Source organism: Aurantimonas marina (assembly GCF_017183135.1).
Classification (GTDB): Bacteria; Pseudomonadota; Alphaproteobacteria; order Rhizobiales; family Rhizobiaceae; genus Aurantimonas; species Aurantimonas marina.
In genome coordinates, this window is record NZ_JADDXW010000016.1 from 56,865 (window position 1) to 83,717 (window position 26,853).

A 26,853-nucleotide genomic window follows, 5' to 3' on the forward strand; every position below is an offset into this window, starting at 1 on the left:
GCTGCTTTAGAGGATGAACCGCGACAGATCGGTATCGCCGGCGATGCCGTCGAGCGCCTTGTGCACATAGGCGGCGTCGACCCGGTAGCTCTCGCCGGGCTTGTCGGGCGCCTCGAAGGAAATCTCGTCGAGCACCCGCTCCATCACCGTCTGCAGACGCCGCGCGCCGATGTTCTCGATCGAGCCATTGAGCGCCACCGCCGTGTCGGCGATGGCGTCGATGGCGTCGTCGGTGATCTCCAGATCGACATTCTCGGTCTTCATCAGGGCGATATATTGCTTGATCAGCGAGGCCTCGGTTTCGGTGAGGATGCGGCGGAAGTCCTCCTTGGTCAGCGCTCGCAACTCGACGCGGATCGGTAGCCGACCCTGTAGCTCGGGTAGAAGGTCCGATGGCTTGGAGACGTGGAACGCGCCGGACGCGATGAACAGAATGTGATCGGTCTTCACCGGGCCGTGCTTGGTCGCGACCGTGGTGCCCTCGACAAGGGGCAGGAGATCGCGCTGCACACCTTCGCGCGAAACGCCGGCCGAATGCCCGTCCTTGTTCGCCACCTTGTCGATCTCGTCCAGGAAGACGATGCCGTTGTTCTCGACCGCGTCGATCGCCTCGCGCACCAGCTGCTCCTGGTCGAGCAGCTTGTCGGACTCCTCGCCGATCAGGAATTCGTAGCTCTCGCGCACGCTGGTACGGCGCTGCTTGGTGCGGTTCATCGCCTTGCCGAACATCTCCGACAGATTGAGTACGCCGATGTTGGCGCCGGGCATGCCGGGGATTTCCATGCCGCCCATCGGGTTGCCGGTATCGGCGACCTCGATATCGATTTCCTTCTCGTCGAGTTCGCCCGATCGCAGCTTCTTGCGGAAGGAATCGCGGGTCGATGGCGAGGCGGTCTTGCCGACCAGCGCGTCCAGCACCCGGTCCTCGGCGCCCTGATGCGCCTTCGCCTTCACCTCCTCGCGCTTCTTCTCGCGCACCAGCCCGATGCCGATCTCGACGAGGTCGCGGATGATTTGCTCGACGTCGCGGCCGACATAGCCGACTTCGGTGAACTTGGTCGCCTCGATCTTGATGAACGGCGCGCCGGCGAGCCGCGCGAGACGGCGGGAGATCTCGGTCTTGCCGACGCCGGTGGGTCCGATCATCAGGATGTTCTTGGGCATCACCTCTTCACGCAGACTGCCTTCAAGCTGCTGGCGCCGCCAGCGATTGCGCAGCGCCACCGCGACGGCGCGCTTGGCGTCCTTCTGGCCGATGATGTGGCGATCGAGTTCGGAGACGATCTCGCGGGGGGAAAAATCAGTCATGACGTCTTCTGGTTGGATGAGAGGGGGAGCGCCGATGGGGTCGTTTTCACCGGGGGCAAAAAGATTCTGGCTGCTACATGGGGGTTACAGTTCGCCCTTGCCACCCGTTGGGCCGCCTTTGGAACCGACGCATGCGGCAAGAACACGCACAGGCGACGACCTTGGAGACGATTGTCAAGGCTACCAATCCAGCCCGGATTGGGATCAAGATAGCCTGTACGATTCGGGGACCCTTAACGGGAATCGAGACGTGGAGACGGGAGATTGCGAGAGGCGGCGGCGATGGGCGGATTCGGGGCAATAGGAGCGGGCGGCGACGGTTTGAACCGGCCGCAAGACCGAAGGGAACGGGACGTTTTTCCGGAGACGGAGGTGTCATGAGCTGCGCGCTCGAACGCCTCAAGGCCCTCGCGGCGCCCTGGGATGACGAGCGCCTCGCGACACTGCTCAGTAGAATTGCGGCAGATTACGGCTTCTCGCACGTGGCCGTCCTGGCGATGCCATCGACCGACGATGGCGGCATGGCCACGCGCTACCTCCTCGGCAATTGGTCGGATGGCTTCGCCCGCTCCTACGAGCAACTCGGGCTGCACCACTTCAAGCTGGTCGTGGGCGCGCTGCGTGCCGATCCGATGCCATTCGTCTGGGACATCGAGACGCTCTACGGCGCCGACGAACCCGAGCCGAGTCCGGCGGCCCAGATGCTGCTCGACGAGGGCTATCTGGCAGGAGCGCTATTGCCGGTGCATGGCCTGACGGCCTTCAACGGCGCCCTGTCGTTCGCCGGCAAGGCCCCCGATCTGTCGGCGCAGACGGTGCGTGACTTGCACCTGATCGCCTTCTCGGTGTTCGGCATGCTGGCGGCGGCGCGCTTCGAGGAAAACCGCAAGAACAACCCCCTGTCGACGCGCGAGCGCGATTGCCTGAAGCTCGCGATGCTGGGCAAGACCTCGTCGGAGATCGGCACCATCCTGTCGCTGTCCGAATACACGATTTCCCAGTACCTCGCTGCAGCGACGCGCAAGGTGAACGCATCGAACCGTACCCATGCCGTCGCGCTGGCGGCGCAGCTCGGCTATCTATCGTGAGCAGCGATCGTCATGTGGATGCGTCGGACTGAGCTATCATGAACGTGCTTCCCAAAGGCGTCCGGCATAGTCCGGGCCATCTTTCCCGCGAAGAGCAGGTGGCGTTGCTCGAGGCGATTCGTGCCGTCGTCGCGGCGGCGCCGCTGTTTCAGCCGGTGATGCCGCGCACCGGCAAGCCGCTGTCGGTGCGCATGACCAATTGCGGCGGCCTCGGCTGGGTCGCCGACCGAGCTGGTTATCGCTATCAACCCACTCATCCGGTGACCGGCGCGTCTTGGCCGGCGATGCCGCCCCAGCTTTTGCGAATTTGGGAGGAGATGTCGGGTTTCGACCATCCGCCCGAGGCCTGCCTGGTCAATTTCTATGAGACCGGCACCAAGATGGGTCTGCATCAGGATAGCGACGAAGAGGATCTGGCGGCGCCGGTGGTGTCGATCTCGCTCGGCGACGACTGCCTGTTCCGGGTCGGCGAGACCACGCGCGGCGGACGAACCACCTCGATCCGGCTACAATCCGGCGACATCGTCGTGCTCGGCGGTGAGGGGCGCCTCGCCTATCATGGCGTCGACCGGATCTATCCGGCCACCTCGGCGCTGTTGAAGAACGGCGGCCGCATCAATCTCACGCTCAGGCGGGTGACGCGCCCGGCGTGAGCGCCCGCGCCGGCCGCCGCGGATTCTCAGAATGCACGGGCCTCACAGCTTGCGCAGCGCGACCTGCTCGGTCAGGTGGTTCGGCCCCTTGCGCAGGATCAGGTCGGCGCGCGGGCGCGTCGGCAGGATGTTCTCGTAGAGGTTCTTGCCGTTGATGTTGCTCCACAGGCCCTCGGCAATCGTCAGGGCTTCTTCGGGCGACACCTGCGAATAGCGGTGGAAGAACGATCCGGTCTCGCGGAACGCCGTCTCGCGCAGCCGCATGAAACGTTCCACGTACCAGCGCTGGATATCGACCTCGTCGGCGTCGATATAGATCGAATAGTCGAAGAAGTCGGAGACGAACGGCACGGCCTTGCCGTCCTTCGGCATGTCGCGCACCTGCAGGACGTTGAGCCCTTCGAAGATCAGGATGTCGGGCCGATCGATGGTGATGCGCTCGCCCGGCACGACATCATAGACGAAGTGCGAATAGACCGGCGCCTCGACCCGCGGCACACCCGCCTTGATCTCGGAGAGGAAACGCAGGATCGCGCTGACGTCGTAGCTCTCGGGAAAGCCCTTTCGCTGCATCAGGCCTTCGGCCTCCAACACGGCATTGGGGTAGAGGAAGCCGTCGGTGGTGATCAGATCGACCTTGGGCGAGGACGGCCAGCGGGCCAGAAGTTCCTTCAACACGCGCGCGGTGGTCGACTTGCCGACTGCGACCGAGCCAGCGATGCCGATGATGAACGGCGTCTTGGGATGCGCCCCACCCTCCGACAGGAAGCGCTGCCGCTGGCCGAACAAAAGCTGCGAGGATTCCACATGGGCGTAGAGCAGGCGCGAGACGGCGAGATAGATGCGGGCGACCTCGTCGAGATCGACCGGATCGCCCATCGAGCGCAACCGGCGAACCTCGTCCTCGGTGAGTGTCAGCGGGGCGTCGGCGCGGAATTTCGCCCATTCGGCCGCCGAGAAGACACGGTAGGGCGAGAACTTCGAGGGCGCGAGCTGGTCCATCAGTCGCTCACTCGACCGGGATCATGCGGCCGTCCGGCTTTCTCTGCGATTCCCGTTTGCGCCGTCCGCCGTCCGAGCTCCGCCATCACCGCCGACAGCGGCACATGGCGGACTCGCAGCGCGACCAGGAGATGATAGAGGAGATCGGCCGCCTCCGACGTCAGTCGCTCGTCGTCCTGCGAAACCGCGGCGATAACGGTCTCGGTCGCCTCCTCGCCGAGCTTCTTGGCGACATGGCCGATGCCCTTGGCGACCAGCGAGGCCGTGTAGGAGCCGCTATCCTCGGACGTGGCACGCGCGGCGACGATCGTCTCCAGATCGGCGAGGGTGAAGTCTGTCATGATGACCTTTCGCTATGCGGTCTTTCCAGCGTCTTTCAAGAATGCGCAGGCGATCGTCGGCCTGAAGCTGGCTGTCGTTGAGACATCTACAGCGGCGTTGGAGCGGATGCGAATCTCGCGACCCATCGCTCAGTCGACCGGGTCGAGCCGCATCGGGATGGAAGCCGCCGCCATATGCGCCTTGGCTTCGCCGATCGTATGGGTGCCGAAGTGAAAGATCGAGGCGGCGAGGACCGCCGTCGCGTGGCCGTCGCGGATTCCCTCGACGAGGTGGTCCAGCGTGCCGACGCCGCCCGATGCGATCACCGGCACGCCAACCGCGTCCGCGACCGCGCGGGTGAGATCGAGGTCGAAGCCGGATTTGGTCCCGTCGCGGTCCATCGAGGTGAGGAGAATTTCGCCGGCCCCGAGCGAGACCACGCGCCGGGCGAAGGAAATGGCGTCGATCCCGGTCGCGGTGCGCCCGCCATGGGTGAAGATCTCCCAGCGTTGCTCCTCGCCCGTCGCGGTGACCCGCCGCGCGTCGATGGCAACGACGATGCACTGGTCGCCGAACTTGTCGGCCGCCTCGGCGACGAGTTCCGGCCGGTTTACCGCGGCGGTGTTGATCGCAACCTTGTCGGCACCGGCCAGAAGCAGGCGTCGGACGTCGGATACGGCGCGCACGCCGCCGCCCACGGTCAGCGGCATGAAACAGTGCTCGGCGGTCTGGGCGACGACGTCGAGGATCGTCTCGCGGTTGTCGGAGGAGGCGGCGATATCGAGAAAGCAGAGCTCGTCGGCGCCGGCGGCATCATAGATCTGCGCCGCGGCCACCGGATCGCCGGCATCGACCAGCCCCTCGAAGTTGACGCCCTTGACGACGCGGCCGTCCTTGACGTCGAGACAGGGAATGATGCGCGCCTTGAGGGTCATGGGAAATGATCTAGTTTAAGTGGATTGCAAGAGGGGTTTTGTTGCCAAAAACGCCCAACTATTCAGACTTCGTTTTCTATGCCGATGAGAGCGGCGACCATTCGCTCAGATCGATCGATCCGGCATATCCCGTTTTTTGTTTGGCGCTATGCGGCTTTCGCAAGCGGACCTATTCCTCGTCAATCGTGCCCCGCTTTCAGGACTTCAAATTCCGATATTTCGGGCACGATGCAGTGGTGCTCCATGAACGCGAGATTCGCCAGCAAAGCAACGATTTTCGGATATTGACAGACAGGAACCTCAGGGCGCGCTTCAATGAGGAACTTTCTTCACTCGTCGCGCGAGCGCGCTTTAGGGTATTTTCATGTGTGATCGACAAACGTTTGATCACGTCGGACATGTTTCCTGATCATCCGTACCATGTCTCGCTCAAATTAGGTCTGCAAGGCGCGTATCGCTTTCTGCGATCAAGAGGGCAAGAATCAAACGTCACTCACTTTATATTTGAAAAAAGAGGGGCGAAGGAGGATGCAGAGCTCGAATTGGAGTTTTTTCGAATCATTCAGGGCCAGAACGATTTGCGGGTTCGTATGGATGGCTTCCGGATTATTCTAGCGGACAAGAAAACCAACTCCACCGGCATGCAACTCGCTGATCTGGTTGCACGGCCAATTGGCTTGCGTTTTGTGCGCCCAAGCCAGCCAAACCGCGCCTACGAGACGATCGAAGCCAAGCTATCTGGATACTCCAAGGACGCGTCAGCAAAGCGAGGAATCTTCATCCCTAAAAGCGAAAGGCCCCGGAATATTCCAGAGCCTAACGCCGACCGGGAAACCCCAATCCATTTATAAACAAAATAGGGAAACAGACTAGGAACGTCAAGTTCCTCTTGACAAATCAAGAAAACAGAGTCCTGCGAGTCCCTTAGCGGGAACCGCGTGGAGCAGACGACCTGAAGATTGTTAGGTTCGCATCGAATCATCCGACGCCGCGATACAGATCGGCAAGGGCCAGCGTGACGCCGAGGCCGGTGAGCGGCACGGTCTCGTCGCGTCCGACGATCATGTCCGGCCTGGCGAAGGCCCCGGTGTCGTCCCGGCTCCACAGCCAGACCCGGGGCTCGTCCTGGGCAAGGACAAGATAGTGCGAAAGCGACGGGATCGCGGTGTATTCCTCTACCTTTTCCCCGAAGTCGACCGCTAGCGAGGCAGGCGACAGGATTTCCGCCAAGAGAACCGGTTCGCGAGCGGCAAGGTCCGAACCGCTACCGCCGGCGCGGTCGACGAAGACGTCCGGATAGCGAACGCCCGCGGGCGTCTTCACGGCGAAATCCGCCGAGCCGATGTCGAAGGCGGCGAGGTCGAGTTTCGCGCCGAGTGCCAGGCCCAGCAGATAGGCCAGCTTGGCGTGGTTCCGCGATACGTTGACCATCATCTCGACGATCCTCCCCCGCACGAATTCGCGCTTTCCCTCGCGCCCCTCGTTCCAGCGCAGGAAGTCCTCCGTCGTTCTGATGGCCGATGCCTGGATATTCATGGCGACCATGATAGAGCCGAACGGGTCTTCGATGAAGGCCAAATCCATCGGACGGTTCTGGAGCGGCAATGGCCAGCGACGCGGCGCTAAAACGGACGATCGAGGCCGGCGATCTGACGGTCGCCTATCGCGATGCCGCAGCGGTAACCGAGACGGGCGCCCCGCCCCTGCTGCTGCTGCATGGCGCGGTCCAGACCAAGGCGGTGTGGTCGGCGCAGATACCGGCGCTGTCGCGGTCTCGGCGGGTCGTCGCCCCCGATTTCCGCGGCCACGGCGAAACGCGTGGCGATACCGCCGGCCTCTCGGTGGAAACCCTCGCCGAGGATGGATTCCGGTTTCTCAACGCGCTCGGCATCGATCGCGTGTCGCTCGGCGGGGTGTCGCTTGGCGGGATGGTGGCGCTGGAGATGGCGGCGCAACAGCCTGAGCGCGTCGACGCGCTGATCCTCGCCGACACGCCACTCGCCCTCTCGCTGCACGGCCCGGTCCGATCGATCCTGGAAGCACTGGGGCCGCAGCGCATCCTGTCGCCGCTGTTCCTGCTTTTCGGCCGGCGCCGCACCGCGCGGCTGGGTATCGCGGCGGTTCGGGCACTGTTCGGCAAAAAATGGGTGGGAGCCGACGCCGAACGGCACTTCGTTGCCGGCTTCGCCACCATGCCGCCGGCGGCGATTCTCGCGACCTACGAAGCGATCGTGGCGGCGGACCCGGCGGCAATCCGCGCGCTCGACATCCCCTGCCTGGTCATTCTGGGCGACGACGAGGTGTCGCTGGTGGTCGATCACGCCGCCGAGATCGCCCGCCGGATCGGCCGGGCTGAAATCGTCCGGGTTGAGGGCGGCCATGTCGCCAATCTCGATGCGCCCGAGGCGTTCAACCAGGCCGTGGCGGCGTTTTTGGAAGGTGTAAACTCCTGAGCCCTTCCGACCAGCTGGGACATCCTCGTCGCGGTTCACGTGAAACATCCGGACGCTGTCAGCCCGCGTCCCGCAGCACCTCCAGCGCCTCCCGTGCATCGATCCGCCCGTCATAGAGCGCCCGGCCGGAGATTGCGCCTTCGAGTCTGTGGGCGTCCGGCATGGTCAGCCGCACGACGTCGGCGAGCGAGGCGAGGCCGCCCGACGCAGTGACGGGAATGGAAATGGCCTCGGCCAGATCGATTGTGGAGTCCCAGTTGATGCCGGCCAGCACCCCGTCCCGGTCGATGTCGGTGTAAATGATCGCGGCAACGCCCGCGTCCTCGAACCGGCGGGCCAGATCGACGGCCGTCAGCTCGGACGTCTCCGCCCAGCCCTCGACCGCGACCTTGCCGCCCTTGGCGTCGATGCCGACGGCGATACGGCCGGCATAGGCGCGCGCGGCCTGCTTTACGAGCTCCGGATCGCGAACCGCCACCGTGCCGAGGATGACCCGCGCCAGTCCCTTCTCCAGCCAGCGCTCGATGTCGGCCAGCGTGCGGATGCCGCCGCCGAGCTGAATCTTCATACCCGCGCCGACCGCCGCGACGATCGCTTCCACCGCGCCGCCATTGACGGCCTTGCCCTCGAAGGCGCCGTTGAGGTCGACCACGTGCAGGTGGGTAAAGCCGGCGTCGCGAAACTCCCGTGCCTGCGCGGCAGGGTCGGCGTTGTAGACCGTCGCCTCGTCCATGAGGCCGAGCTTGAGGCGCACGCAGGCGCCGTCCTTGAGATCGATGGCGGGGAAGAGAATGGGCAAGGGTTTCAAGGCGTCCATTGGAGGAAATTGCCGATGAGAGCCAGGCCGAACCTCTGGCTCTTTTCGGGGTGAAACTGGGTGCCGGCCTTGTTGCCGCTGGCAACGATCGCGGTGACAGGGCCGCCATAGTCGGTCGTGGCGATGACGTCGGATTCGTTCGTCGCGAGGAGCTGATAGGAATGGACGAAATAGGCGTGTAGTCCCGCGTCGCCGGTCGGGATGCCGGTCAGCAGCGGGTGCGCGTGTCTCACGTGAATCGTGTTCCAGCCGATCTGCGGGAGTTTCAACGCCGGATCGGAGGGGACCATCTTCTCGACGTCGCCGGCAATCCAGCCGAGCCCCGGCGTGATGGTCTTTTCGAGCCCGCGCGAGGCCATCAGCTGCATGCCGACGCAGATTCCGAGGAACGGACGCGCCTTGGCTTCCACCGCCTCGCGCAGCGCCGCGACCATGCCGGGCACGGCATCGAGCCCGGCCCGGCAGTCGGCAAAGGCGCCGACGCCCGGCAGGACGATCCGGTCCGCCCGCAGCACGGTTTCCGGATCGGCGGTGAGCAGGATTGCGGCATCGATGCCGGCCTCGCGGGCGGCGCGCTCGAAGGCCTTCGTTGCCGAGTGCAGATTGCCCGAGCCATAGTCGATGATCGCGACGCGCTGCATCAGCGCGCTCCCATCGTGCCGAAGAAGCCGCCGGTGCGGGCCGGCGCCGGTTTGCGGCGCTCGGCCGTCCACGGAGCGGCGGCGAGCGCTGGCTGTACGGCGGTAGCGTCGGCCGGCCGGCGATCGCCGCCATAATAGACCATCTCGGCCTCCGACAGCCCAGCGGCCTGAAACGCCGCCGTCTCGCGCCAGCCCTTGCGCCGATACCTTGCGGCGCGAAGGGTCGGTCCCTCCAGCGCGATCAGAAGGCCGAGCAGGAATTGCAGGATGGCCGCCGTCAAGTCGAAGCCCTGCTCGCCGAGCAGCGAGATGGCGACGAAAAGGACGAGCGCGGCGATCCCGGCCAACCAGAGGCGGTAGCGGAAAAGCCACAGGAAGGTGAACAGGAACGCCCAGATCGAGAACGCATCGCGCACGAACACGGTGTCCTTGGCCCGGTCGTTCTCCGGCGGCTCGAAGACGATGAAGCGGCTCAGCGCCATGATGGGCTCTTCCGCGCTGTCCGGCTCACGCCAGCATGCCCTTGGTGGACGGCACGAGGTCGGCCTGGCGGGGATCGATAGCGACGGCGTCGCCGAGGACGCGCGCCACCGCCTTGAAGCAGGTCTCGGCGATGTGGTGGGCGTTGGCGCCGGCCAGATTGGTGACGTGCAGCGTCACGCCGGCGTTCTGAGCCAGCGCCTGGAGGAATTCACGCACCAATTCGGTGTCGAAGCCGCCGATCTTGTCGCGGGTGAAATCGGCCGAAAACACCAGGAACGGCCGGCCCGACACGTCGATCGCCGCGCGGGTCAGGCATTCGTCCATGGCCAGATCCAGCGAGGCGTAGCGCCGGATGCCGCGTCGCTCGCCGAGCGCTTGTCTGATCGCCTGGCCGAGCGCGATGCCGGTATCCTCGACCGTGTGGTGATCGTCGATGTGGAGATCGCCCTTCGCCGCGACGTCCATGTCGATCAGCGAATGGCGCGAGAGTTGTTCCAGCATGTGGTCGAAGAAGCCGACCCCGGTCGCGATGGTCGACCGGCCGGTGCCGTCGAGGTCGACGCGCACGCGGATCTCGGTTTCCTTGGTCTTTCTCTCGACGACGGCGTCGCGCCGTCCGGCTGTCTCGCCCATTTGCTGTCGCCTTCTCGCGGATGTCGTCCGGCTTCTAGCACCGGGGCTGTGGCTCTGTCATGGGGGCATGCCGGAGAGGCCGCACATTCCCTTGCAATCGGGTAGATTGACAGCCTCGGTCCTTCATCAGCGCATTATTGAGAAACCCAACCGGTTGGGTTAAATGCTGTCATGGTCACTGTCCTGCGTTCCCTCGGGCTACGCGTGGTTATCTACCTCAACGATCACGAACCGGCGCACGGCCGGCGGTGATCGAGCAAAGGCGCATGACCAAGGGCGAGTTGCGCAAGGCGCTGGCGTTGGTTGCGGAACATCAGGCAGCGCTGCTCCGGCGGTGGGAGGAGATTCATGGCTGAGTTCGAACTGACAGATGCCGAGTACGACGCAGCGACGCGGCGCGGTAAGCAAGCCGGCACCGGGCAACCTCGACCCTCTTCTGTCCATTTTGATTCGGAAACCGGCCGGATCGTCGTCGAATTCATCAACGGAGCCGCTTTCATGGTCCCGGCCCGGTCCCTCCAGGGGCTCGAAATGGCGTCGGACGCCGAACTGGGTGATGTCGAAATTCTCGGAGACGACGGCCTGCACTGGGAAGCGCTCGACGCCGACTTCACCATTGCCGGTTTGATGGCCGGGGTGTTCGGGACACGCTCCTTCGTCGATGTGGCGCGCAAAGGCGGCAAGGCCCGGACCGTCGCGAAGATCGCCGCGTCCCGAACGAACGGGGCCAAGGGCGGACGACCGCGCAAGGCGGCTGGGTGATCGTCGCCACTTGGCAATCCCTTTCGCCGGGTCCACATGGGACGCGGATGAAAAGGACGCGACTATGAGCATTCAGAACCACGATCCGGCCACGATCTACGGCACTACCATCGTCACTGTCCGCAAGGGCGGCAAGGTGGTGATCGCCGGCGACGGCCAGGTGTCGCTCGGCAACACCGTGATGAAGGGCAACGCGAAGAAAGTCCGCCGCATCGGCAAGGAAGGCGCCGTCATCGCCGGCTTCGCCGGTGCCACGGCCGACGCCTTCACGCTCTTGGAGCGGCTGGAGGCCAAGCTCGAGCAATATCCCGACCAGCTGATGCGCGCCTGCGTCGAGCTCGCCAAGGACTGGCGCACCGACCGCTATCTGAGGCGTCTTGAGGCGATGATGATCGTCGCCGACAGACAGGTGACCCTGACGCTGACCGGCAATGGCGACGTGCTGGAGCCGGAGCATGGCGTTATCGCCATCGGCTCTGGCGGCAATTACGCGCTCGCCGCCGCGCGGGCGCTGGCCGAGACCGATTACGACGCCGAGGAAATTGCCCGCCGGGCAATGAAGATCGCCGCCGAGATCTGCATCTACACCAACGACAATGTGGTGGTTGAGAGCCTCGACACGGCCTGAGACCTGTGTGGCATGCTTCGCCTGTCGGCCGACATCCCGAAGGTCGCGCTTTCAGCCTGCCGGAAAGATCGGTACCCGGGGTGTGGTCTCCGGCGCGAACAGTCCGGTGAGGCGCGGGTCGTCGGCAATCTCCACCATCTGTCGGACCGGCCGGAAACCGCTGCGGCGGTAGAATGCCATCGCCTTCGGATGGTCCATGGTGTTGGTGTGCAGCCATAGCCGTGCGATCGGCCGCGCGAAGGCGATGGCGATGGCGCGGCCCATCATGTAACGCGCGGCACCCGTGCCGATCAGCGGTTCGGTGACGCCGAAGAAGACCAGCTCGCAGCTCTCGGTCTCCCTGAAATCCAATTCGACGATGCCCTCCGCGCGGCCTTCGACACAAAGCGCGTGGATTGCGATATCGGGATGCTGGATCGTGGCGCGTCGTGCCTCGGCTGGCAGGGCAAGCCGGGAATACCACAGATGGGCGGCGCCGACGCGGCGATAGAGATCCTCGTACCAGCACGGGTCGGGGGTCGGGATCGGATCGAGACGCCAGGGGGTGTCGGCTGGCGCCGCCTCAGCCGACACCGGCGTGGGTGGCGCGGTCATTTCCAGGACCGTGGCGATGGCGGCGATCTTGCCGGGCGCGATCGGCGTGAAACCGTCGGGCAGGGTCATGCGGATATCTCCAGCGATTAGACGGAAAAGCCCGCGGCGAGCGATCGCCGCGGGCTTTGCTGATTCACGTGGAACGCCCCGCGCCCGAAGGCGCCGAGAGCGATGGCCTTGCGGCCTATTCCTCGTCGCCGCGTCCCTTCAGGGCCGCGCCGAGAATGTCGCCGAGCGAAGCGCCGCTATCGGTCGAACCGAACTGCGCGACGGCTTCCTTCTCCTCGGCGATCTGCAGCGCCTTGATCGACACGCCGACGCGGCGGGCCTTCTTGTCGAACTGCGTGACGCGGGCGTCGATCTTCTGGCCGACCGAGTAGCGCTCGGGGCGCTGCTCGTCGCGGTCGCGGGCGAGGTCGGCGCGGCGGATGAAGGAGGTGAGATCGGTATCGACGATCTTCACTTCCAGACCGCCGTCCTTGACCTCGGTGACCTCGCAGGTGACCACGGCGCCGCGGCGCACGTCACCGGCTTCCGCCGCCTCGACGAACGGATCGCCGCCGACCTGCTTCATGCCCAGCGAGATGCGCTCCTTGTCGATATCGACGTCGAGCACCTGCGCCTTGACCATGTCGCCCTTGTTGAACTCCTCGATGACCTGCTCGCCCGGACGGTTCCAGTCGAGGTCGGAGAGGTGGACCATGCCGTCGACATCGCCTTCGAGCCCGATGAACAGGCCGAACTCGGTCTTGTTCTTGACTTCACCCTCGACGATCGTGCCGATCGGGAACTGGTCGCGGAACGACTCCCAGGGATTGGAAAGCGTCTGCTTGAGCCCGAGCGAGATGCGGCGCTTGTTCGGGTCGACCTCGAGAACGACCACCTCGACCTCTTCGGAGGTGGAGAGGATCTTGCCCGGATGGACGTTCTTCTTCGTCCAGGACATCTCGGAGACGTGGATGAGGCCCTCGATGCCCGGCTCCAGCTCGACGAACGCGCCGTAGTCGGTGATGTTCGTGACGCGGCCGGTGACCTTGACGCCCATCGGATACTTGACGCCGATGCCGTCCCACGGATCGGCCTCGAGCTGCTTCATGCCGAGCGAGATGCGGTGCGTCTCTTGGTTGATCCGGATGATCTGGACCTTCACCGTCTGGCCGATCTGCAGTATCTCGGTCGGATGGTTGACGCGGCGCCAGGCCATGTCGGTCACATGCAAGAGGCCGTCGATGCCACCGAGGTCGACGAAGGCGCCGTAGTCGGTGATGTTCTTGACGATGCCGTCGACGGTCTGACCCTCTTCGAGGTTCTGGACGATCTCGGAGCGCTGCTCGGCCCGGCTCTCTTCGAGGACGGTGCGGCGCGAGACGACGATGTTGCCGCGGCGCTTGTCCATCTTGAGGATCTGGAAGGGCTGCGGCGTGTTCATCAGCGGCGTGACGTCGCGGATCGGCCGGATGTCGACCTGGGAGCGCGGCAGGAAGGCAACGGCGCCGTCGAGGTCGACCGTGAAGCCGCCCTTGACCTGGTTGAAGATCTGGCCTTCGACCTTTTCGCCGGCTTCGAACTGCTTCTCGAGCTTGACCCAGCTTTCCTCGCGGCGCGCCTTGTCACGCGACAGGACGGCTTCGCCCAGCGCATTCTCGATGCGCTCGACATAGATCTCGACGACGTCGCCGACCTTGAGATCGCTCTCCTTGCCCTTGGCGCCGAATTCTTTGAGGGCGACACGGCCCTCGACCTTCAGGCCGGCATCGATGACGGCCATGTCCTTTTCGATCGCGACGACGGTGCCCTTGACCACGGCGCCTTCGGCGACGTCCTGTTCGTGGAACGAGGCTTCGAGCAGCGAGGCGAAATCTTCGCGGGACGGGTTTAAGTTAGACATTCCTACTCCTTGGGAACTCCCCCACTATCCGTGGGAAAGCGGCGCGCCGTGGGGCGAAGGCCCCGGGTCAGACATTGCGTTCGCCCGATGTCGCGGTCCGGCCCGTCCCGAAAAAGGGAGAGGCCCGGAGCGGTTTCGCCGGTAAGGCACCGCGCCGTTCGGCGCGCAAGACCGCGGCCGGGCAGGATCGATCGAAGCATGGCGGGCCTTGGAGACATCCGGCGCCAAAAACATCAGGCGGAGGACAAGCCATTGGCCAATAGCCGAAAAGGGCGTGCCATCTCACGAAAAGCCGCCCTTCCACTCCGTTCCGTCAGGCCAGGGACCGGTCGATGATCTCGCAGGCCGCACGGAACGCGGTTTCTATATCCAATTCGCTGGTATCCAGCAAGTGCGCATCGGCCGCCGGCTTCAACGGCGCGACGCTGCGCCCGGCGTCGCGCGCGTCGCGCTCACGGACTTCGGCGAGAATCCGCTCATAGGCGACGTCGCGGCCCTTGGCGGCAAGTTCGTCGGTGCGCCGGCGCGCCCGGACCTCGGCCGAGGCGGTGACGAAGATCTTCACCCGCGCGTGCGGACAGATCACCGTGCCGATGTCGCGGCCGTCGAGAACGGCGCCTTCCGGCCGCGCGGCGAAATCGCGCTGAAAGGCGGTCAGGGCCGACCGGACTTGCGGATGCACGGCGACGCGCGAGGCGAGTTCCCCGGCCTCGCGGCCGCGCAAGCTGCCGTCGTCGAGATGCGACGTGTCGAGCCGCTCGGCGATCGGTGCCACCGCCGCGGCGTCGTCGAGGTCGATGCCGGAACCCTCGGCAAGCTTGCCAATCGCGCGATAGAGCAAGCCTGTGTCGAGATAAGGCAGGCCGTAATGCTCCGCCAGACGCTTGGCGAGGGTGCCCTTGCCGGCGGCGGCGGGTCCGTCGATGGCGATGGTCAGTGGCTCGGTCATAGGGCGTGATCCGTGTTGGACGGCAGGTCCGGCTCCCCATCGGGAGCCGGCGGGTCGAGAGCGAAGGTGCCACGGGCGTCCAGCACCAGCAGGAGCGCGGCGATGATGGCGCCGAGGAGAAAGGGGACGGCGACCATGAACAGGATCAGCTCGAGTTCGCCGATCCATCGGGCGAGGCGCAGCACGAAATCGATGACGCCATTGCCGGTGTCGAGGAGGCCGGGCGGCGCGATCTCGCCACGCAGCGCCAGCCGCTCGGCCGCACTTTTCTCGTTTTGATAGATCACCGCGATCACGCCGCAGAAGGCCAGGAAGGCGGGCATCGGCAAAAGCGCGGCCAGACGGCTGCCGAGAGTCCCCGATCGCGCCCGAAGATGTCTTGCGCGATAACGGCCGTAGATGAAGGCGACCGGCGAGAAGAATACGATGGCGAGGATCGCCGCGATCATGCGCGATTCGCCTTCTCGCGCCGGACGCCGATTTCGATCTGATTCAGCGCCGCATAGGGCGGGCGCTCGAAGATTGTCGGGTCGTCGAGAAAGGCGAGCAGCATATCGAACGCATCGACGCCCCAGAAGACCGGTCCCGCTACGCCGCCCGAATCATGCGGAACGAAGCTTGGAACGCCGAAGACCCCGTCGGCGACGGCGTCTTCGGTATTCGCCCTCAGCGCGGCTTTCGAGGCCTCGGCTGTGGCGAGGGCAGGATCGAGGTCAAGGCGTTCCGCCAGCGCCGCTACGCCTTCCGGCGTGTCGACGGGATGGCCTTGCGAAAAGACGAAATCGAAGGCGCCGCGCACCGTTTCGAGATCCGCACCCGCGCCGTCGTGGGCGCCTGCCAGGAGGCGCAGCGCGGCCAGCGGGTTGAACGGGTGGCGCGGCGGAAACATCGTGGCACGTCCCAGCGTCACTCCGAGAAACACCGCCTGGCGGTAGGTATGCAGGCGCTTGGCTTCGATTTCGGCCGGCCCAAGCTGGCCATGATGGGCCAGCACCGCGCCAAAGAGGATCGCCCGCGGCCGCACCGTGACATCCGCCGGCAGCTCGGGCAGCCGCGCCAGAACGACATGGGCATAGGGCGACAGGAGGTCGTAATAAAAGTCGAGCCGGCGTTTCATGGCTAGCCCTCCGGCGTCTCGATCTGCGCCCCAAGACCGGTCATCATCGCCTCGAATTCGGGAAAGCTGGTGGCGATCATGCGGCCGTCATCGACGCTCACGGCTGTCTCGCAGGCCATGCCGAGAACGAGAAAGCTCATGGCGATGCGGTGGTCGAGATGGGTGGCGACGGTGCCGCCGCCATAGCCGCGCCCCTCCGGATCGCCGGTCACCGTCAGCCAGTCGGCGCCTTCCTCATGGACGATGCCGTTGGCCGCGAGACCGGTGGCGACGGCCGCCAGCCGGTCGCTTTCCTTGACGCGCAATTCGTCGAGACCGCGCATCACCGTCGTGCCCTTGGCGAAGGCGGCGGCGATCGCCAGCACCGGATATTCGTCGATCATCGACGGCGCGCGGGTTTGCGGAACTTCGACGGCGGTCAGTTCGGAATGGCGCACGCGCAAATCGGCGACGTCCTCGCCGCCGGCGACGCGCCGGTTCAGGATTTCGATCGCGGCGCCCATTTCAACGAGCGTTTCGATGAGGCCGGTGCGGGTCGGGTTCATCAGGACGTTTTCGATGGTGACGTCCGAGCCCGGCACGATCAGCGCCGCGACGATCGGGAAGCCGGCCGAGGACGGGTCGCCCGGCACGACGAAATCGGCGACCCCGGTCAGCCGTCCCTGCCCTTCGAGGCGGATATGCCGTGTGCCCGCCCCGTCGGTTTCGACCGCGATCGTCGCGCCGAAACCCTCCAGCATCTTCTCGGTGTGGTCGCGGGTCATCACCGGTTCGATCACCGTGGTGATTCCCGGCGCGTTCAAGCCAGCCAACAGAACCGCGGATTTCACCTGTGCCGAGGCCATCGGCACGCGATATTCGATCGGCGCGGCGACGCGGGGGCCGCGGATCGACAGCGGCAGTCGGTCGCCGGTGCGCGCCACCACCTGCGTTCCCATCAGTCGCAGCGGATCCAGCACCCGGCCCATCGGCCGCTTCGACAGCGAGGCGTCGCCGACGAAGGTGGAGCCGAAATCGTAGGAACCGACGAGGCCCATGGTCAGGCGCGCGCCGGTACCGGCATTGCCGAAATCCAGAACGCCTTCGGGCTCCAACAGACAGCCATTGCCGACGCCGTCGACCACCCAAATGTCGCCGTCCTTGGCGATCAGTGCGCCCATCGCCCGCATGGCATTGCCCGTGGCGATGACGTCCTCGCCTTCGAGAAGTCCGGTGATCCGGGTCGTGCCTGCGGCGATTCCACCGAACAGAAAGGCGCGATGGGAGATCGACTTGTCGCCCGGCACCGTCGTTCGGCCGGTCAGCCCGCCGGCCTTGCGAGCGCTGATCGGCCGTGCTGCCGTCGCCATTGCGTGCATGCGTTTCGTCCCCGTCACTTCCGGCTTCGCGTGCCTGGCTTTGATCGCCTGGCCGCAGCGCGCTCTTTCTGTCGCCGGAATCGGGCTTTGACAAGGGCCGGTCGACGCCGTAAGGGACCAACCGATTTTCATCGGAGCGGAATTGCGGCAGAGAGACAGCCGGCCATCTGTTCGCGGCGGCAAAGCCGCGGCGATGAGCGGCCGGATCGCGCGGCCCTTATCCCACCGAAAGCGACCTGGGCGGACGCGGACGCGCCGACCCCCAAATCGACGAGGCAAGCATGGCGAAACCCGAACTCGGCACCAAGCGGACCGATCCTGAAACGGGTCAAAAATTCTACGATCTGAACAAGGATCCGATCGTCTCCCCCTATACCGGCAAGTCCTATCCGCTCTCCTTCTTCGAGGTGGAACCGGCGCGCGGCTCCGTGCCGAAGGAGAAGGTGAAGGCGAAGCCGAAAGCTGCGGTCGAGGAAGATGAGGATGAGACGGTCGAGGTCGAGGAGACCGAGAACACGGTCTCGCTCACCGACGTAGAGGAGGAGGAAGAGTCCACCTCCGACAAGTCCGATCTGCCCGACATCGACGTGACCGACGACGAGGACGATAGCGACGACAACGACGACGACACCTTTCTGGCGACCGATGACGATGATGACGACGACGACGTCGCCGACATCATCGGCGGCCGGGACGACGACGACGACTGATCACGGCGGGCGATCCGGCGCGGTCGCCATCATCCGCAGGACGCATCGGAAATTCGCTTGATCTTCGCGGCGGGCTTGATTAAGAACCCGCCGATATGACGCGGGCCATACCCAGGGCCCGCCGACAGTTCGCCGGCTACCGGCGGCGTGGGGCCATAGCTCAGCTGGGAGAGCGCTACAATGGCATTGTAGAGGTCAGCGGTTCGATCCCGCTTGGCTCCACCAAATTCCTCAATACAGAAATTCGATCCACACGACGTCGTCCGGATTTTCGGGCGTCGTGCGCGCCGCGATGGTCTCGCCGTTGAAACCGGCGACGACGGTTTCCGGCGCCTCCCCCACGATCGCCAGCGAGGATTTCCAGACCGAGGGCACGTCCTCGGTTTCGGGCCGGCCGGCGATCGGCAAGGCGCCGAGGGTGGCGTTGTCGTCGATGCCGAAGTAGCCGCGCGGCCGCATGACGTTGACCACCTCGCCGGGAAGCGTCGTTCCGGCGATCGCGCCGGCCACGGCCGGATAGAGCCTGAGATTGGCGATGTCGGTCGAGCGCGGAAAAGGCGCGCGGTAGATGCGCGTCTTCGGGTAGCCCTCGGCTTCGACGACGAATTCATACGTCTGATCGGGCCGCGCCGCGAACGGACCGTAGCGACCGTCCGCACCGACGGCCTTCTCCAGCACGGCCTGACCCTGGCGCCCGCCGGTGTCGGGATCGACGGCGAAGACCGTCAGCCGCGCGCCGTCGAGCGGCAGATTGGTCGGCGCGCCATTCGCGTAGCCGGAAATTTCTCCGGCGATGCTCGGCGAATCGTTCGGTTCGATATCGAGGGTCGCCGGCACCTGTCCGGTCACCGCCCGGTAGATTTCGATGAACGCCTCGGGCGCGGTGGCCGTCTCGCGGTGGTCGGCGCCGTCGATGACGATCGTGTCGGCGCCGTCGAGGTCCGGCGCGTCGTAGGAAACGCCGGTCGCCTGCCCGGCAAGACCGAGGAAGCGGCCATCCGGCTGGGCGTAGAGGTCGAACCGGTCGGATCGTATCACGGTGACCGGGATATTGTCGGGCACCTCCGGCGGCTGGTTGAGCGCGGTCAGGAACCGGCCGGCCCCGTTATATTCGGAGTTCAGCCGCTCCTCGGAATTGGCGTAGACGCCGTGATGGACACAACCGGCCAGGACCATCCCGGCGACCTTATCGGCGCCGCCGAAATTCTTCACGTAATTGCGCGCCGTCTGGCAACCGCGCGAATGGGCGACGATCGCGACCTGCCTGACGTCGGTCGCCGCGAGCGCCTGCTCGACGGTTTGCGAGAGCGAGCGGGCCGCGTCTTCTGTCGAAGAGCGGTTCTCCTCGGCAACCGTGTCGTCGGTTCGCGCCGAGGGATGGTCGATATCGACGGCGAACAGCCGGTCGGCGGGATAGCCGTTGCTTTCGAACCGCCACAGCACCGGCATCCAGAACGCGGCCGAATCGCCGTCCCCATGCACGAAGACGATCGGCGGCGCCGGCGCAACCAGGCCCTTGCCGGCTGCCGGGGCGGGGGACGCCGAAACACCGGCGGTAAGGAGCGCCAGCAAGATCCGGGACGTCGCTGCTCTTTTCATCTCGCCAATTTCCCATTTACTCGCGTCTGCCGCTGACTAACAAAGGGCGCCGGTCGGCCGCGGCAACGCCCCGCAGCGGCACCGCTTGCGTGTCACGCCGAAAGGCGCCTTACTGAAAGCCATTGACGAGAGCCCAGTGTCCGCCAGATCAATGACTTCAGCTTTACGCCAAAGGACAAGGGAAAAATCTCATGAAAACACTTGGATGGGTCGCGGCAGGCATCGCGGTCATGACCATGACGGCCGGCGCCGCCACGGCGCAGGAAAAATTCATCACGATCGGCACCGGCGGCCAGACCGGCGTCTATTTCGTGGTCGGCCAGTCGATCTGCAAGCTGGTCAATCGCGGCCAGGCCGAACACGGGCTGAAATGCACCGCGCCGTCGACGGGCGCCTCGGTGGCCAATATCAATGCCATCAAGGCCGGCGACCAGACCATGGGCGTCGCCCAGTCCGACATGCAGTACAACGCGTTGGAGGGGCTGGACCCCTGGGAGGGCGACCCGTTCAAGGGGGAGAGGGCGGTCTTCTCCATCCATCCCGAGCCGATGACCGTCGTTGCGCGCGCCGATTCCGGCATCGAGACCTTCGATGATCTGAAGGGCAAGCGCGTCAATATCGGCAATCCCGGTTCCGGCTCGCGTGCCACGATGGAAATCATCATGGATCGCAAGGGCTGGACGATGGACGACTTCTCCCTCGCCTCCGAGTTGAAGGCGGCCGAGCAGTCCCAGGCGCTGTGCGACAACAATGTCGACGCCATCATCTACACGGTCGGCCATCCGAACGGCTCGATCCAGGAGGCGACGACCTCCTGCGAGGCGAAGCTCGTTCCGGTGACCGGGCCGGAGATCGACAAGCTGGTCGAGGAAAACCCGTATTATTCGGCGGCGACGATCCCGGGCGGTCTCTACGAGGGCAATCCCGACGAAACACAGACCTTCGGCGTGCGCGCGACCATGGTCTCCTCCGATCAGGTCGACGAGGAAACCGTCTATCAGGTCGTCAAGGCGGTGTTCGACAATTTCGACCGCTTCAGGAAGCTGCATCCGGCTTTCGAGAATCTCACCAAGGAAGAGATGACCAAGGCCGGCCTGTCGGCGCCCCTGCATCCGGGTGCCGAGCGTTACTTCAAGGAAGCCGGGCTCCTGTAAGCCCTCATGACGGCGGCGGAACCGGAATCGGCTCCGTCGCCCCGCCCTGCGATGACCCTCCGATCTGCTCCGGTCCTGACCGGTTCGGCGCGGGTCCTCGTTCCGACCGGACCCCCATCAGCCGAAGCGAGCTCCTGCAATGACCAAAACGCCGCGTCATTCCGAGAGCCTCGATGACGAGCGCCCACGCGAAATCGACAGCGTCGACGTCGAAGCGGCGACCTCCCGCCAGGAATCCCTGCACGAGCTCGTCGCCTCCTCCGACACCGGCGGCCGCAGCCCGGCGCGCCCCGTCGCCTATCTGATCTCCGGGACCGCGCTGGTCTGGTCGCTATTCCAGCTGTGGATCGCCTCGCCGCTGCCCTTCATGATCGGCGCCGGCGTCTTCAACAACACCGAAACCCGGTCGATCCACCTCGCTTTCGCGTTGTTCCTGGCCTTTCTGGCGTTTCCGGCGTCGCGATCGATCTTCCAACTCGTGCTCGGCATCGGCGTGCCGCTGCTGCTGGGCTTCCTGTTTCTGGAAGGCGCGACGGGCGTCCTGCCGTCCTGGTACATCCCAGTCATCACCATCGTCATGATCGTCGCGGTTGTTCTGCCGTCGCCGAACAAGCGCGTACTGCCGCATGAATGGGTGCTGGCAATCGCCGGCGCCGCAACGGCCTCCTATCTCTATTTCGCCTATGAATCGATCTCCGGCCGCATCGGCGCGCCGAACATGACCGATTTCATGGTCGGCACGGTCGGCTTGATGGTGCTCCTGGAAGCGACCCGTCGCGCCCTCGGCCCGGCGCTGATGGTGGTGGCGTCGGTGTTCCTCGTCTACACCTTCCTCGGCCCCTATATGCCGTCGATCGTCGCCCACAAGGGCAATTCGCTCTCCGAGGTGATCAACCACCAGTGGATCACCACCGAGGGCGTCTTCGGCATTGCGCTGGGCGTCTCCACCTCCTTCGTCTTCCTGTTCGTGCTGTTCGGCTCGCTGCTCGACAAGGCCGGCGCCGGCAGCTACTTCATCAATGTCGCCTTCTCGCTGATGGGCCACATGCGCGGCGGGCCGGCCAAGGCGGCGGTCGTCTCCTCGGCCATGACCGGGCTGATCTCCGGTTCCTCGATCGCCAACGTCGTCACCACCGGCACCTTCACCATCCCGCTGATGAAGCGGGTCGGCTTCTCGGCCGAAAAGGCCGGTGCGGTCGAGACCGCCTCTTCCGTCAACGGCCAGATCATGCCGCCGGTGATGGGCGCCGCGGCGTTCCTGATGGTCGAATATGTCGGCATTCCTTATTTCGACGTGGTCAAGCATGCCTTCCTGCCGGCGGTCATCTCCTATATCGCGCTGGTCTATATCGTCCATCTGGAGGCGTTGAAGGCTGGCATGGAGGGCCTGCCGCGCGCCTATGAGCCCCAGCCTTGGCTCAGATGGCTGGTCGGCGTCGTCTTCGGCATCCTGGTGTTGTGCGCCCTGTCGCTTGCCGTCTATTACGGCATCGGCTGGATCCGGCCGGCCTTCGGCGACAATGCGGGCTGGATCGTCTTCGCGCTGCTCGTCGTCGTCTATCTCGGCCTGCTCTGGTACGGCGCCAAATATCCGGCGCCGCAACTCGACGATCCGGACAAGCCGATCACCGAATTGCCATTGCCCGGCCCGACGGTCAAATCCGGCCTGCACTTTATCCTGCCGGTCGTGGTTCTCGTCTGGGCGCTGATGGTCGACCGCCTCTCGCCGGGCCTTTCGGCCTTCTGGGCCGCGGCGTTCATGATGGTCATTCTGGTGACCCAGCATCCGATTACCGCCTTCTTCCGGGGAACCGGCAATTACGGCCTCGAGGCGGGACGCGGCCTGATCGACCTGATCGACGGGTTGATTACCGGCGCCCGCAACATGATCGGGATCGGCATCGCCACGGCGACGGCCGGCATCATCGTCGGCGCGGTCTCGCAGACCGGCGTCGGTTCGGCGCTGGCCGAGGTGGTGGAGGTCTTGTCCGGCGGCAACCTTCTGGCCATCCTGTTCCTGACGGCGATCCTGTCGCTGATCCTCGGCATGGGCCTGCCGACCACGGCCAACTACATTGTCGTCTCGGCGCTGCTCGCCCCGGTGATCGTCACCCTCGGCGAAGCCAACGGGCTGATCGTGCCGCTGATCGCGGTGCATCTCTTCGTGTTCTATTTCGGCATCATGGCCGATGTGACACCGCCGGTGGGCCTTGCGTCCTTCGCGGCGGCGGCGGTCTCCGGCGGCGACCCGATCAAGACCGGCGCGATCGCCTTCTTCTATTCGCTGCGGACCGCGGCGCTGCCATTCCTGTTCATCTTCAACACCGACCTTTTGCTGATCAATGTCGATGTCCTCCACGGCATTTTCATCTTCATCGTCGCCACGGTCGCGATGCTTCTGTTCGCTGCGGCGACGCAAGGGTGGTTCCTGACCAGGAACCGCATCTGGGAGGGCGTCGCGCTGCTTTTGATCGCCTTTACTCTGTTCCGGCCGGGATTCTGGATGGACATGGCGGTGCCGCCCTATGAGGACCGGCCGGCGACAGAGTTGGCCGAGGCGGCCGAGAACACGCCGCAAGGTCAGCCGCTGCGGCTGCGCATTGCCTATCTCGACGCCTTCGGCGCCCCTTCCGAGCGCACGGTGGAACTCACCTTGCCGGACGGGGCGAGCGGCGAGGAGAGACTGGCCAAGGCCGGGCTCGAGCTCGTCCAGACCGACGGCAAGACGATAATCGATAGTGTCGCCTTCGGCTCGCCGGCCGAAGCCGTCGGCCTTGATTGGGATCAGCAGATCACGCTGGTCAGAACGCCCACCGAACAGCCGACGAAATACTGGATGTTTCTGCCCGCATTGGCCCTGTTGGGCTTGATCGTCTGGGGTCAGCGCCGCCGGGCGCCACACGAGCCGGCGCGGCCCAAGGCCGAGGCCATGGCAGGCTGAGAAGAGTTGCCGGAAACGAACAAGGCGCCGCAACCACAGACTCGCCGCGCCTTGAATCGATAGGATCGGCCCTGCCGGCCGGCGGCTGATCTCCCGATCGAATCCTAGCCGATGACCGTCAGGAAAACGATGGTCGCCGCGAGGGCGAGGGTGATCATGCCGGAAACGGCGAGGGTCTGGAAAACTTCGCTGCGGATCATGGTTGGCGCCTTTCGTTCGAGCGCGGGGGTGATGCGCCGCATGTGCGATGCAGCACAGCCCGTTTCCAGTCCGCTTTGCGACATCGTTCGTCGCTTTGACGGCAAAATCCGTACCCGCCCCGGCTTCACAGCGGGCTCCCCAATCGAACGACAAGTCGGACCCGGTGGCCGGTCAGCCCGAGGCGACGTTGGAGCAGCGGACCAAAAGGCGGAATCCGGTTTTCTGAAACATTCCGGGGCTCGATCAAAATGTGAGAGCGGCCTTTGTGCGTCCGAATGGACGCACGGCGCTCCAGGCTCAGGCCGAGTGGGAGAAAATGTCCTCCTCGTCCCAGCCCGCGAGATCGAGCTTCGCCCGGGTCGGCAGGAAGGCGAAGCAGGCCTTGGCCAGATCCATTCGGTCCTCGCGCTCGAGTCGCTTGTAGAGGCCGCCCATGATGTCGTGGAGGTAAAGCACGTCCGAGGCGGCATATTCGATCTGCGCCGGCGACAGCGTATCGGCCGCCCAATCGGAGGATTGCTGCTGCTTCGAAAGGTCGGTGCCGGTCATCTCCCGCGCCAGATCCTTCAGGCCGTGACGGTCGGTATAGGTGCGAGTCAGCCGAGAGGCGATTTTGGTGCAGAAAATGCCCTCCGTCATCACCCCGAAGGCGTGATAGAGCGCCGCGATGTCGAAGCGGGCGTAATGGAAGATCTTGGTTTTCGAGCCGTCCTTGAGCAGCGCCGTCAGGTTTGGCGCCTCGCTCTGGCCCTTGGCGATCTGCACGATGTCCGCCGTGCCGTCGCCGGGCGACAGCTGGACGACGCAAAGCCGGTCGCGGCGCGTGTCGAGGCCGAGTGTCTCGGTGTCGATGGCGACGGGGCCACTATAGCGGGAAATATCGGTAAGATCGCCTTTGTGGACGCGAATGGTCATGAACTGCCTTCGTTCTGGGGGTGCGTTCTGTCCGCTCTAGCGGATTTTGGCCCGGAGGCAAAAGCCTTCCTGCCTGCCGAAGGCACCCTGGCCAGCCCAACCGGCCCTTCGGCAGATCTTGGACGTACTCATTACTGACGAAATCGGTCCCTTACATAGGGTCGGCGTAAGCATCGACAGTTAAAACGATTTCTTCATGTTTGTAACAGAAGGTTTGCCTCGGTCGGGCGCTCGAGGGGGAACAAAGCGCTGGTAGTCGTGGCCCGTCATCGGGGAAGCGACGTCGGCGTTGTGCCGCAAAGGGTCGGCCGGAAATGCGCATCCAATCCATTCGCGGTTCGGTAACGTCCGGATCGGAATGCTTCATCTAAAACATCAAGGGGAAACAATGCTCAAGAACATGATGATGACCGCTGCCGCCGGGGCTTTGCTCTGCGGCGCGAGCCTGGTGACACCGGCCCTTGCCGACCAGCATGAAGCGCCGATCAAGGAATTGGTGGAAGCGAAACTGAAGGCGGCCCTGAACGACCCGATCGTCATCGCCGCGATCAAGGCGCAGAATGAGAAGAATGCCACCATCTCGCAGGCCGACGTCGACGCGATGGACACACAGTGGCGCGGCGAGGTCGATGCCGGCGGTGGGGCGCTGGTCGACGCGACCCTTGCTTCCGAGCTGTCGACCTACCTGAAGAAGGTCAAGGACGACCAGCAGGGCGCGCTGACCGAACTCTTCGTCATGGACGCCAAGGGCCTGAATGTCGGCCAGAGCGACCCGACGTCGGATTACTGGCAGGGCGACGAAGCCAAATGGCAGAAGACTTTCGGTGCCGGCGCCGACGCGGTGTTCGTCGATGAGATCGAACAGGACGAATCCACCCAGCAGCTGCAGTCGCAGGCCAGCTTCACGATCACCGATCCTGAGACCGGCGAGCCGATCGGTGCGGCGACCGCCGGCATCAATCTCGAGATGCTCTGATTGTAAGCCCTATCGGGTAAGGAAGCCTCAGCCATGTCCAAGTTTTTACCGCAACTATCTGGTCCCGCGCGCTCCGTGGGTTTGAAGGCAGCACTGGCGACAGCGGTGCCTGTGTTGCTCGGTATCGCGGCGCTCGTCACGATCCAGGTGCAGAACCTCAGGAGCACCATCTACCAGGAAGCCGAAGGCAGCACGGTCACCATCGTGCAGTTGATGGCCGACCAGATGGCGGGCGGTGTGAAATGGGGCAAGGCTGAGGTCGTCGACAAGGTCTATGCCGACCTTGCGGCGCAACCCGGCAACGAAATGTCCGACGTCCTGGTCCTGAACAAGGACGGGGCGCGCGTCACCGGGTTCGCCGACGAGACGTTGACGAACGTCGGCGACCTGTCGGGATTCGTCGCTGACGCGGCGGCGGAGCTCGCCAACGGCAAGGTCAGCACGCGCCGGGCCGGCCATCATTTTCTGATCGCCGCACCGATCGCCCCCGGCGGCGAGCGCATCGGCACGGTAGCCATGGCCTGGGATCTCTCGCGCCTGGAAGCATTGGCCCAAGCCGAGATGTGGAAGGGTGCCCTCTTCGGTATCGTCATCGCCGGCATGGTCGTCGGTGTCGTCGCGTTCTTCCTCAAGCGCAGCGTGACCGGACCGATCCGCACTGTGACTGGCGTCATGACGGCGCTGGCCGAGGGCGACAATTCCGTCGAGGTCCCCCATGTCGAGCGCG

At 64.8% G+C, this 26,853-nt stretch carries 27 protein-coding genes, 1 tRNA gene and 1 pseudogene; 12 read left to right on the forward strand and 17 right to left on the reverse strand.

Annotation, left to right across the window (positions count from 1 at the left end):
* Window positions 1-6 precede the first annotated feature (6 nt).
* A complete protein-coding gene (gene hslU, locus ING15_RS16215; RefSeq protein ID WP_206455878.1) occupies window positions 7-1,308 on the reverse strand; it encodes an ATP-dependent protease ATPase subunit HslU in 1,302 nt (433 codons plus the stop codon).
* 377 nt (window positions 1,309-1,685) lie between these two features.
* Here hslU and ING15_RS16220 point away from each other — a divergent pair, with 377 nt between their 5' ends.
* Both ING15_RS16220 and ING15_RS16225 read left to right on the forward strand, forming a co-directional pair.
* A complete protein-coding gene (locus tag ING15_RS16220; RefSeq protein ID WP_206455879.1) occupies window positions 1,686-2,396 on the forward strand; it encodes a helix-turn-helix transcriptional regulator in 711 nt (236 codons plus the stop codon).
* Window positions 2,397-2,434: 38 nt separating this feature from the next.
* Window positions 2,435-3,049 (forward strand): alpha-ketoglutarate-dependent dioxygenase AlkB family protein, encoded by a 615-nt coding sequence (locus tag ING15_RS16225; protein WP_206455880.1) that lies wholly within the window; start codon window positions 2,435-2,437, stop codon window positions 3,047-3,049.
* 42 nt (window positions 3,050-3,091) lie between these two features.
* Here ING15_RS16225 and coaA read toward each other — a convergent pair whose 3' ends face one another.
* The 3 genes from coaA to hisF form a co-directional block, all read right to left on the reverse strand.
* Entirely contained in the window at window positions 3,092-4,051 is a 960-nt protein-coding gene (gene coaA / locus ING15_RS16230) for a type I pantothenate kinase (RefSeq protein ID WP_206455881.1), read from the reverse strand.
* Window positions 4,051-4,392 (reverse strand): phosphoribosyl-ATP diphosphatase, encoded by a 342-nt coding sequence (locus ING15_RS16235; RefSeq protein ID WP_206455882.1) that lies wholly within the window; start codon window positions 4,390-4,392, stop codon window positions 4,051-4,053. The genes coaA and ING15_RS16235 overlap by 1 nt, the downstream gene beginning before the upstream one ends.
* Window positions 4,393-4,521: 129 nt before the next feature.
* On the reverse strand, window positions 4,522-5,307 hold the full coding sequence (gene hisF / locus ING15_RS16240; protein WP_206455883.1) for an imidazole glycerol phosphate synthase subunit HisF: 786 nt from the start codon (window positions 5,305-5,307) through the stop codon (window positions 4,522-4,524).
* A 41-nt stretch (window positions 5,308-5,348) separates the two neighbouring features.
* Between hisF and ING15_RS16245 the strand changes: the two genes are divergently transcribed.
* Window positions 5,349-6,158 (forward strand): DUF3800 domain-containing protein, encoded by an 810-nt coding sequence (locus ING15_RS16245; protein WP_206455884.1) that lies wholly within the window; start codon window positions 5,349-5,351, stop codon window positions 6,156-6,158.
* 127 nt (window positions 6,159-6,285) lie between these two features.
* Here the strand turns inward: ING15_RS16245 and ING15_RS16250 are convergent, their stop codons facing one another.
* On the reverse strand, window positions 6,286-6,891 hold the full coding sequence (locus ING15_RS16250; protein WP_206455885.1) for a Uma2 family endonuclease: 606 nt from the start codon (window positions 6,889-6,891) through the stop codon (window positions 6,286-6,288).
* 20 nt (window positions 6,892-6,911) lie between these two features.
* Between ING15_RS16250 and ING15_RS16255 the strand changes: the two genes are divergently transcribed.
* Window positions 6,912-7,760: an alpha/beta fold hydrolase gene (locus tag ING15_RS16255; protein WP_206455886.1), complete on the forward strand. Its 849-nt coding sequence runs from the start codon at window positions 6,912-6,914 to the stop codon at window positions 7,758-7,760.
* A 58-nt stretch (window positions 7,761-7,818) separates the two neighbouring features.
* Here ING15_RS16255 and hisA read toward each other — a convergent pair whose 3' ends face one another.
* Genes hisA through hisB form a run of 4 tightly spaced genes read right to left on the reverse strand, consistent with a single transcriptional unit; the run spans window position 7,819 to window position 10,334 of the window.
* Window positions 7,819-8,559: a 1-(5-phosphoribosyl)-5-[(5-phosphoribosylamino)methylideneamino]imidazole-4-carboxamide isomerase gene (gene hisA, locus ING15_RS16260; protein WP_232845827.1), complete on the reverse strand. Its 741-nt coding sequence runs from the start codon at window positions 8,557-8,559 to the stop codon at window positions 7,819-7,821.
* A 5-nt stretch (window positions 8,560-8,564) separates the two neighbouring features.
* Window positions 8,565-9,218: an imidazole glycerol phosphate synthase subunit HisH gene (hisH, locus tag ING15_RS16265; protein ID WP_206455888.1), complete on the reverse strand. Its 654-nt coding sequence runs from the start codon at window positions 9,216-9,218 to the stop codon at window positions 8,565-8,567.
* On the reverse strand, window positions 9,218-9,700 hold the full coding sequence (locus ING15_RS16270; RefSeq protein ID WP_206455889.1) for a DUF2628 domain-containing protein: 483 nt from the start codon (window positions 9,698-9,700) through the stop codon (window positions 9,218-9,220). Before ING15_RS16270 ends, hisH begins: the two co-directional genes overlap by 1 nt.
* A 25-nt stretch (window positions 9,701-9,725) precedes the next feature.
* A complete protein-coding gene (gene hisB, locus ING15_RS16275; RefSeq protein WP_206455890.1) occupies window positions 9,726-10,334 on the reverse strand; it encodes an imidazoleglycerol-phosphate dehydratase HisB in 609 nt (202 codons plus the stop codon).
* Window positions 10,335-10,682: 348 nt separating this feature from the next.
* On the opposite strand from hisB, the gene ING15_RS16285 reads away from it, so the two are divergent.
* Complete coding sequence (locus ING15_RS16285) at window positions 10,683-11,096, forward strand: DUF2442 domain-containing protein (RefSeq protein ID WP_206455891.1); 414 nt, start codon at window positions 10,683-10,685, stop codon at window positions 11,094-11,096.
* Between the two features lie 64 nt (window positions 11,097-11,160).
* Window positions 11,161-11,724 (forward strand): ATP-dependent protease subunit HslV, encoded by a 564-nt coding sequence (hslV, locus tag ING15_RS16290; protein ID WP_210348923.1) that lies wholly within the window; start codon window positions 11,161-11,163, stop codon window positions 11,722-11,724.
* A 51-nt stretch (window positions 11,725-11,775) separates the two neighbouring features.
* On the opposite strand, the gene ING15_RS16295 is transcribed toward hslV, so the two are convergent.
* The 6 genes from ING15_RS16295 to aroA all read right to left on the reverse strand — a co-directional run bounded on the left by ING15_RS16295 (window position 11,776) and on the right by aroA (window position 17,621).
* A complete protein-coding gene (locus tag ING15_RS16295) occupies window positions 11,776-12,387 on the reverse strand; it encodes a GNAT family N-acetyltransferase (protein WP_206455892.1) in 612 nt (203 codons plus the stop codon).
* Window positions 12,388-12,502: 115 nt separating this feature from the next.
* Window positions 12,503-14,206 (reverse strand): 30S ribosomal protein S1, encoded by a 1,704-nt coding sequence (rpsA, locus tag ING15_RS16300; RefSeq protein ID WP_206455893.1) that lies wholly within the window; start codon window positions 14,204-14,206, stop codon window positions 12,503-12,505.
* 313 nt (window positions 14,207-14,519) lie between these two features.
* A complete protein-coding gene (cmk, locus tag ING15_RS16305) occupies window positions 14,520-15,155 on the reverse strand; it encodes a (d)CMP kinase (RefSeq protein WP_206455894.1) in 636 nt (211 codons plus the stop codon).
* The gene (locus ING15_RS16310) at window positions 15,152-15,604 is read right to left on the reverse strand and encodes a hypothetical protein (protein ID WP_206455895.1); all 453 of its coding nucleotides are present in this window, start codon (window positions 15,602-15,604) and stop codon (window positions 15,152-15,154) included. Before ING15_RS16310 ends, cmk begins: the two co-directional genes overlap by 4 nt.
* Window positions 15,601-16,272: a 2-hydroxychromene-2-carboxylate isomerase gene (locus tag ING15_RS16315; RefSeq protein ID WP_206455896.1), complete on the reverse strand. Its 672-nt coding sequence runs from the start codon at window positions 16,270-16,272 to the stop codon at window positions 15,601-15,603. The genes ING15_RS16310 and ING15_RS16315 overlap by 4 nt, the downstream gene beginning before the upstream one ends.
* A 2-nt stretch (window positions 16,273-16,274) precedes the next feature.
* Window positions 16,275-17,621, reverse strand: a complete 1,347-nt coding sequence (gene aroA / locus ING15_RS16320) for a 3-phosphoshikimate 1-carboxyvinyltransferase (protein WP_206455897.1) — start codon at window positions 17,619-17,621, stop codon at window positions 16,275-16,277.
* A 290-nt stretch (window positions 17,622-17,911) separates the two neighbouring features.
* Here aroA and ING15_RS16325 point away from each other — a divergent pair, with 290 nt between their 5' ends.
* The gene (locus ING15_RS16325; protein WP_206455898.1) at window positions 17,912-18,340 is read left to right on the forward strand and encodes a TIGR02300 family protein; all 429 of its coding nucleotides are present in this window, start codon (window positions 17,912-17,914) and stop codon (window positions 18,338-18,340) included.
* Window positions 18,341-18,489: 149 nt separating this feature from the next.
* Window positions 18,490-18,565 (forward strand) — tRNA-Ala (locus tag ING15_RS16330).
* A gap of 6 nt (window positions 18,566-18,571) precedes the next feature.
* Here ING15_RS16330 and ING15_RS16335 read toward each other — a convergent pair.
* Entirely contained in the window at window positions 18,572-19,939 is a 1,368-nt protein-coding gene (locus ING15_RS16335) for an alpha/beta fold hydrolase (protein WP_206455899.1), read from the reverse strand.
* 191 nt (window positions 19,940-20,130) lie between these two features.
* On the opposite strand from ING15_RS16335, the gene ING15_RS16340 reads away from it, so the two are divergent.
* On the forward strand, window positions 20,131-21,093 hold the full coding sequence (locus ING15_RS16340) for a TAXI family TRAP transporter solute-binding subunit (RefSeq protein WP_206455900.1): 963 nt from the start codon (window positions 20,131-20,133) through the stop codon (window positions 21,091-21,093).
* Window positions 21,094-21,232: 139 nt separating this feature from the next.
* Window positions 21,233-24,034 (forward strand): TRAP transporter permease, encoded by a 2,802-nt coding sequence (locus ING15_RS16345; protein WP_206455901.1) that lies wholly within the window; start codon window positions 21,233-21,235, stop codon window positions 24,032-24,034.
* 498 nt (window positions 24,035-24,532) lie between these two features.
* Here the strand turns inward: ING15_RS16345 and ING15_RS16350 are convergent, their stop codons facing one another.
* On the reverse strand, window positions 24,533-25,150 hold the full coding sequence (locus ING15_RS16350; RefSeq protein WP_206455902.1) for a ribonuclease D: 618 nt from the start codon (window positions 25,148-25,150) through the stop codon (window positions 24,533-24,535).
* 388 nt (window positions 25,151-25,538) lie between these two features.
* On the opposite strand from ING15_RS16350, the gene ING15_RS16355 reads away from it, so the two are divergent.
* Window positions 25,539-26,126 (forward strand): hypothetical protein, encoded by a 588-nt coding sequence (locus ING15_RS16355; RefSeq protein ID WP_206455903.1) that lies wholly within the window; start codon window positions 25,539-25,541, stop codon window positions 26,124-26,126.
* A 33-nt stretch (window positions 26,127-26,159) separates the two neighbouring features.
* Window positions 26,160-26,853 (forward strand): annotated as a pseudogene (locus tag ING15_RS16360) (hypothetical protein); the annotation flags it as partial.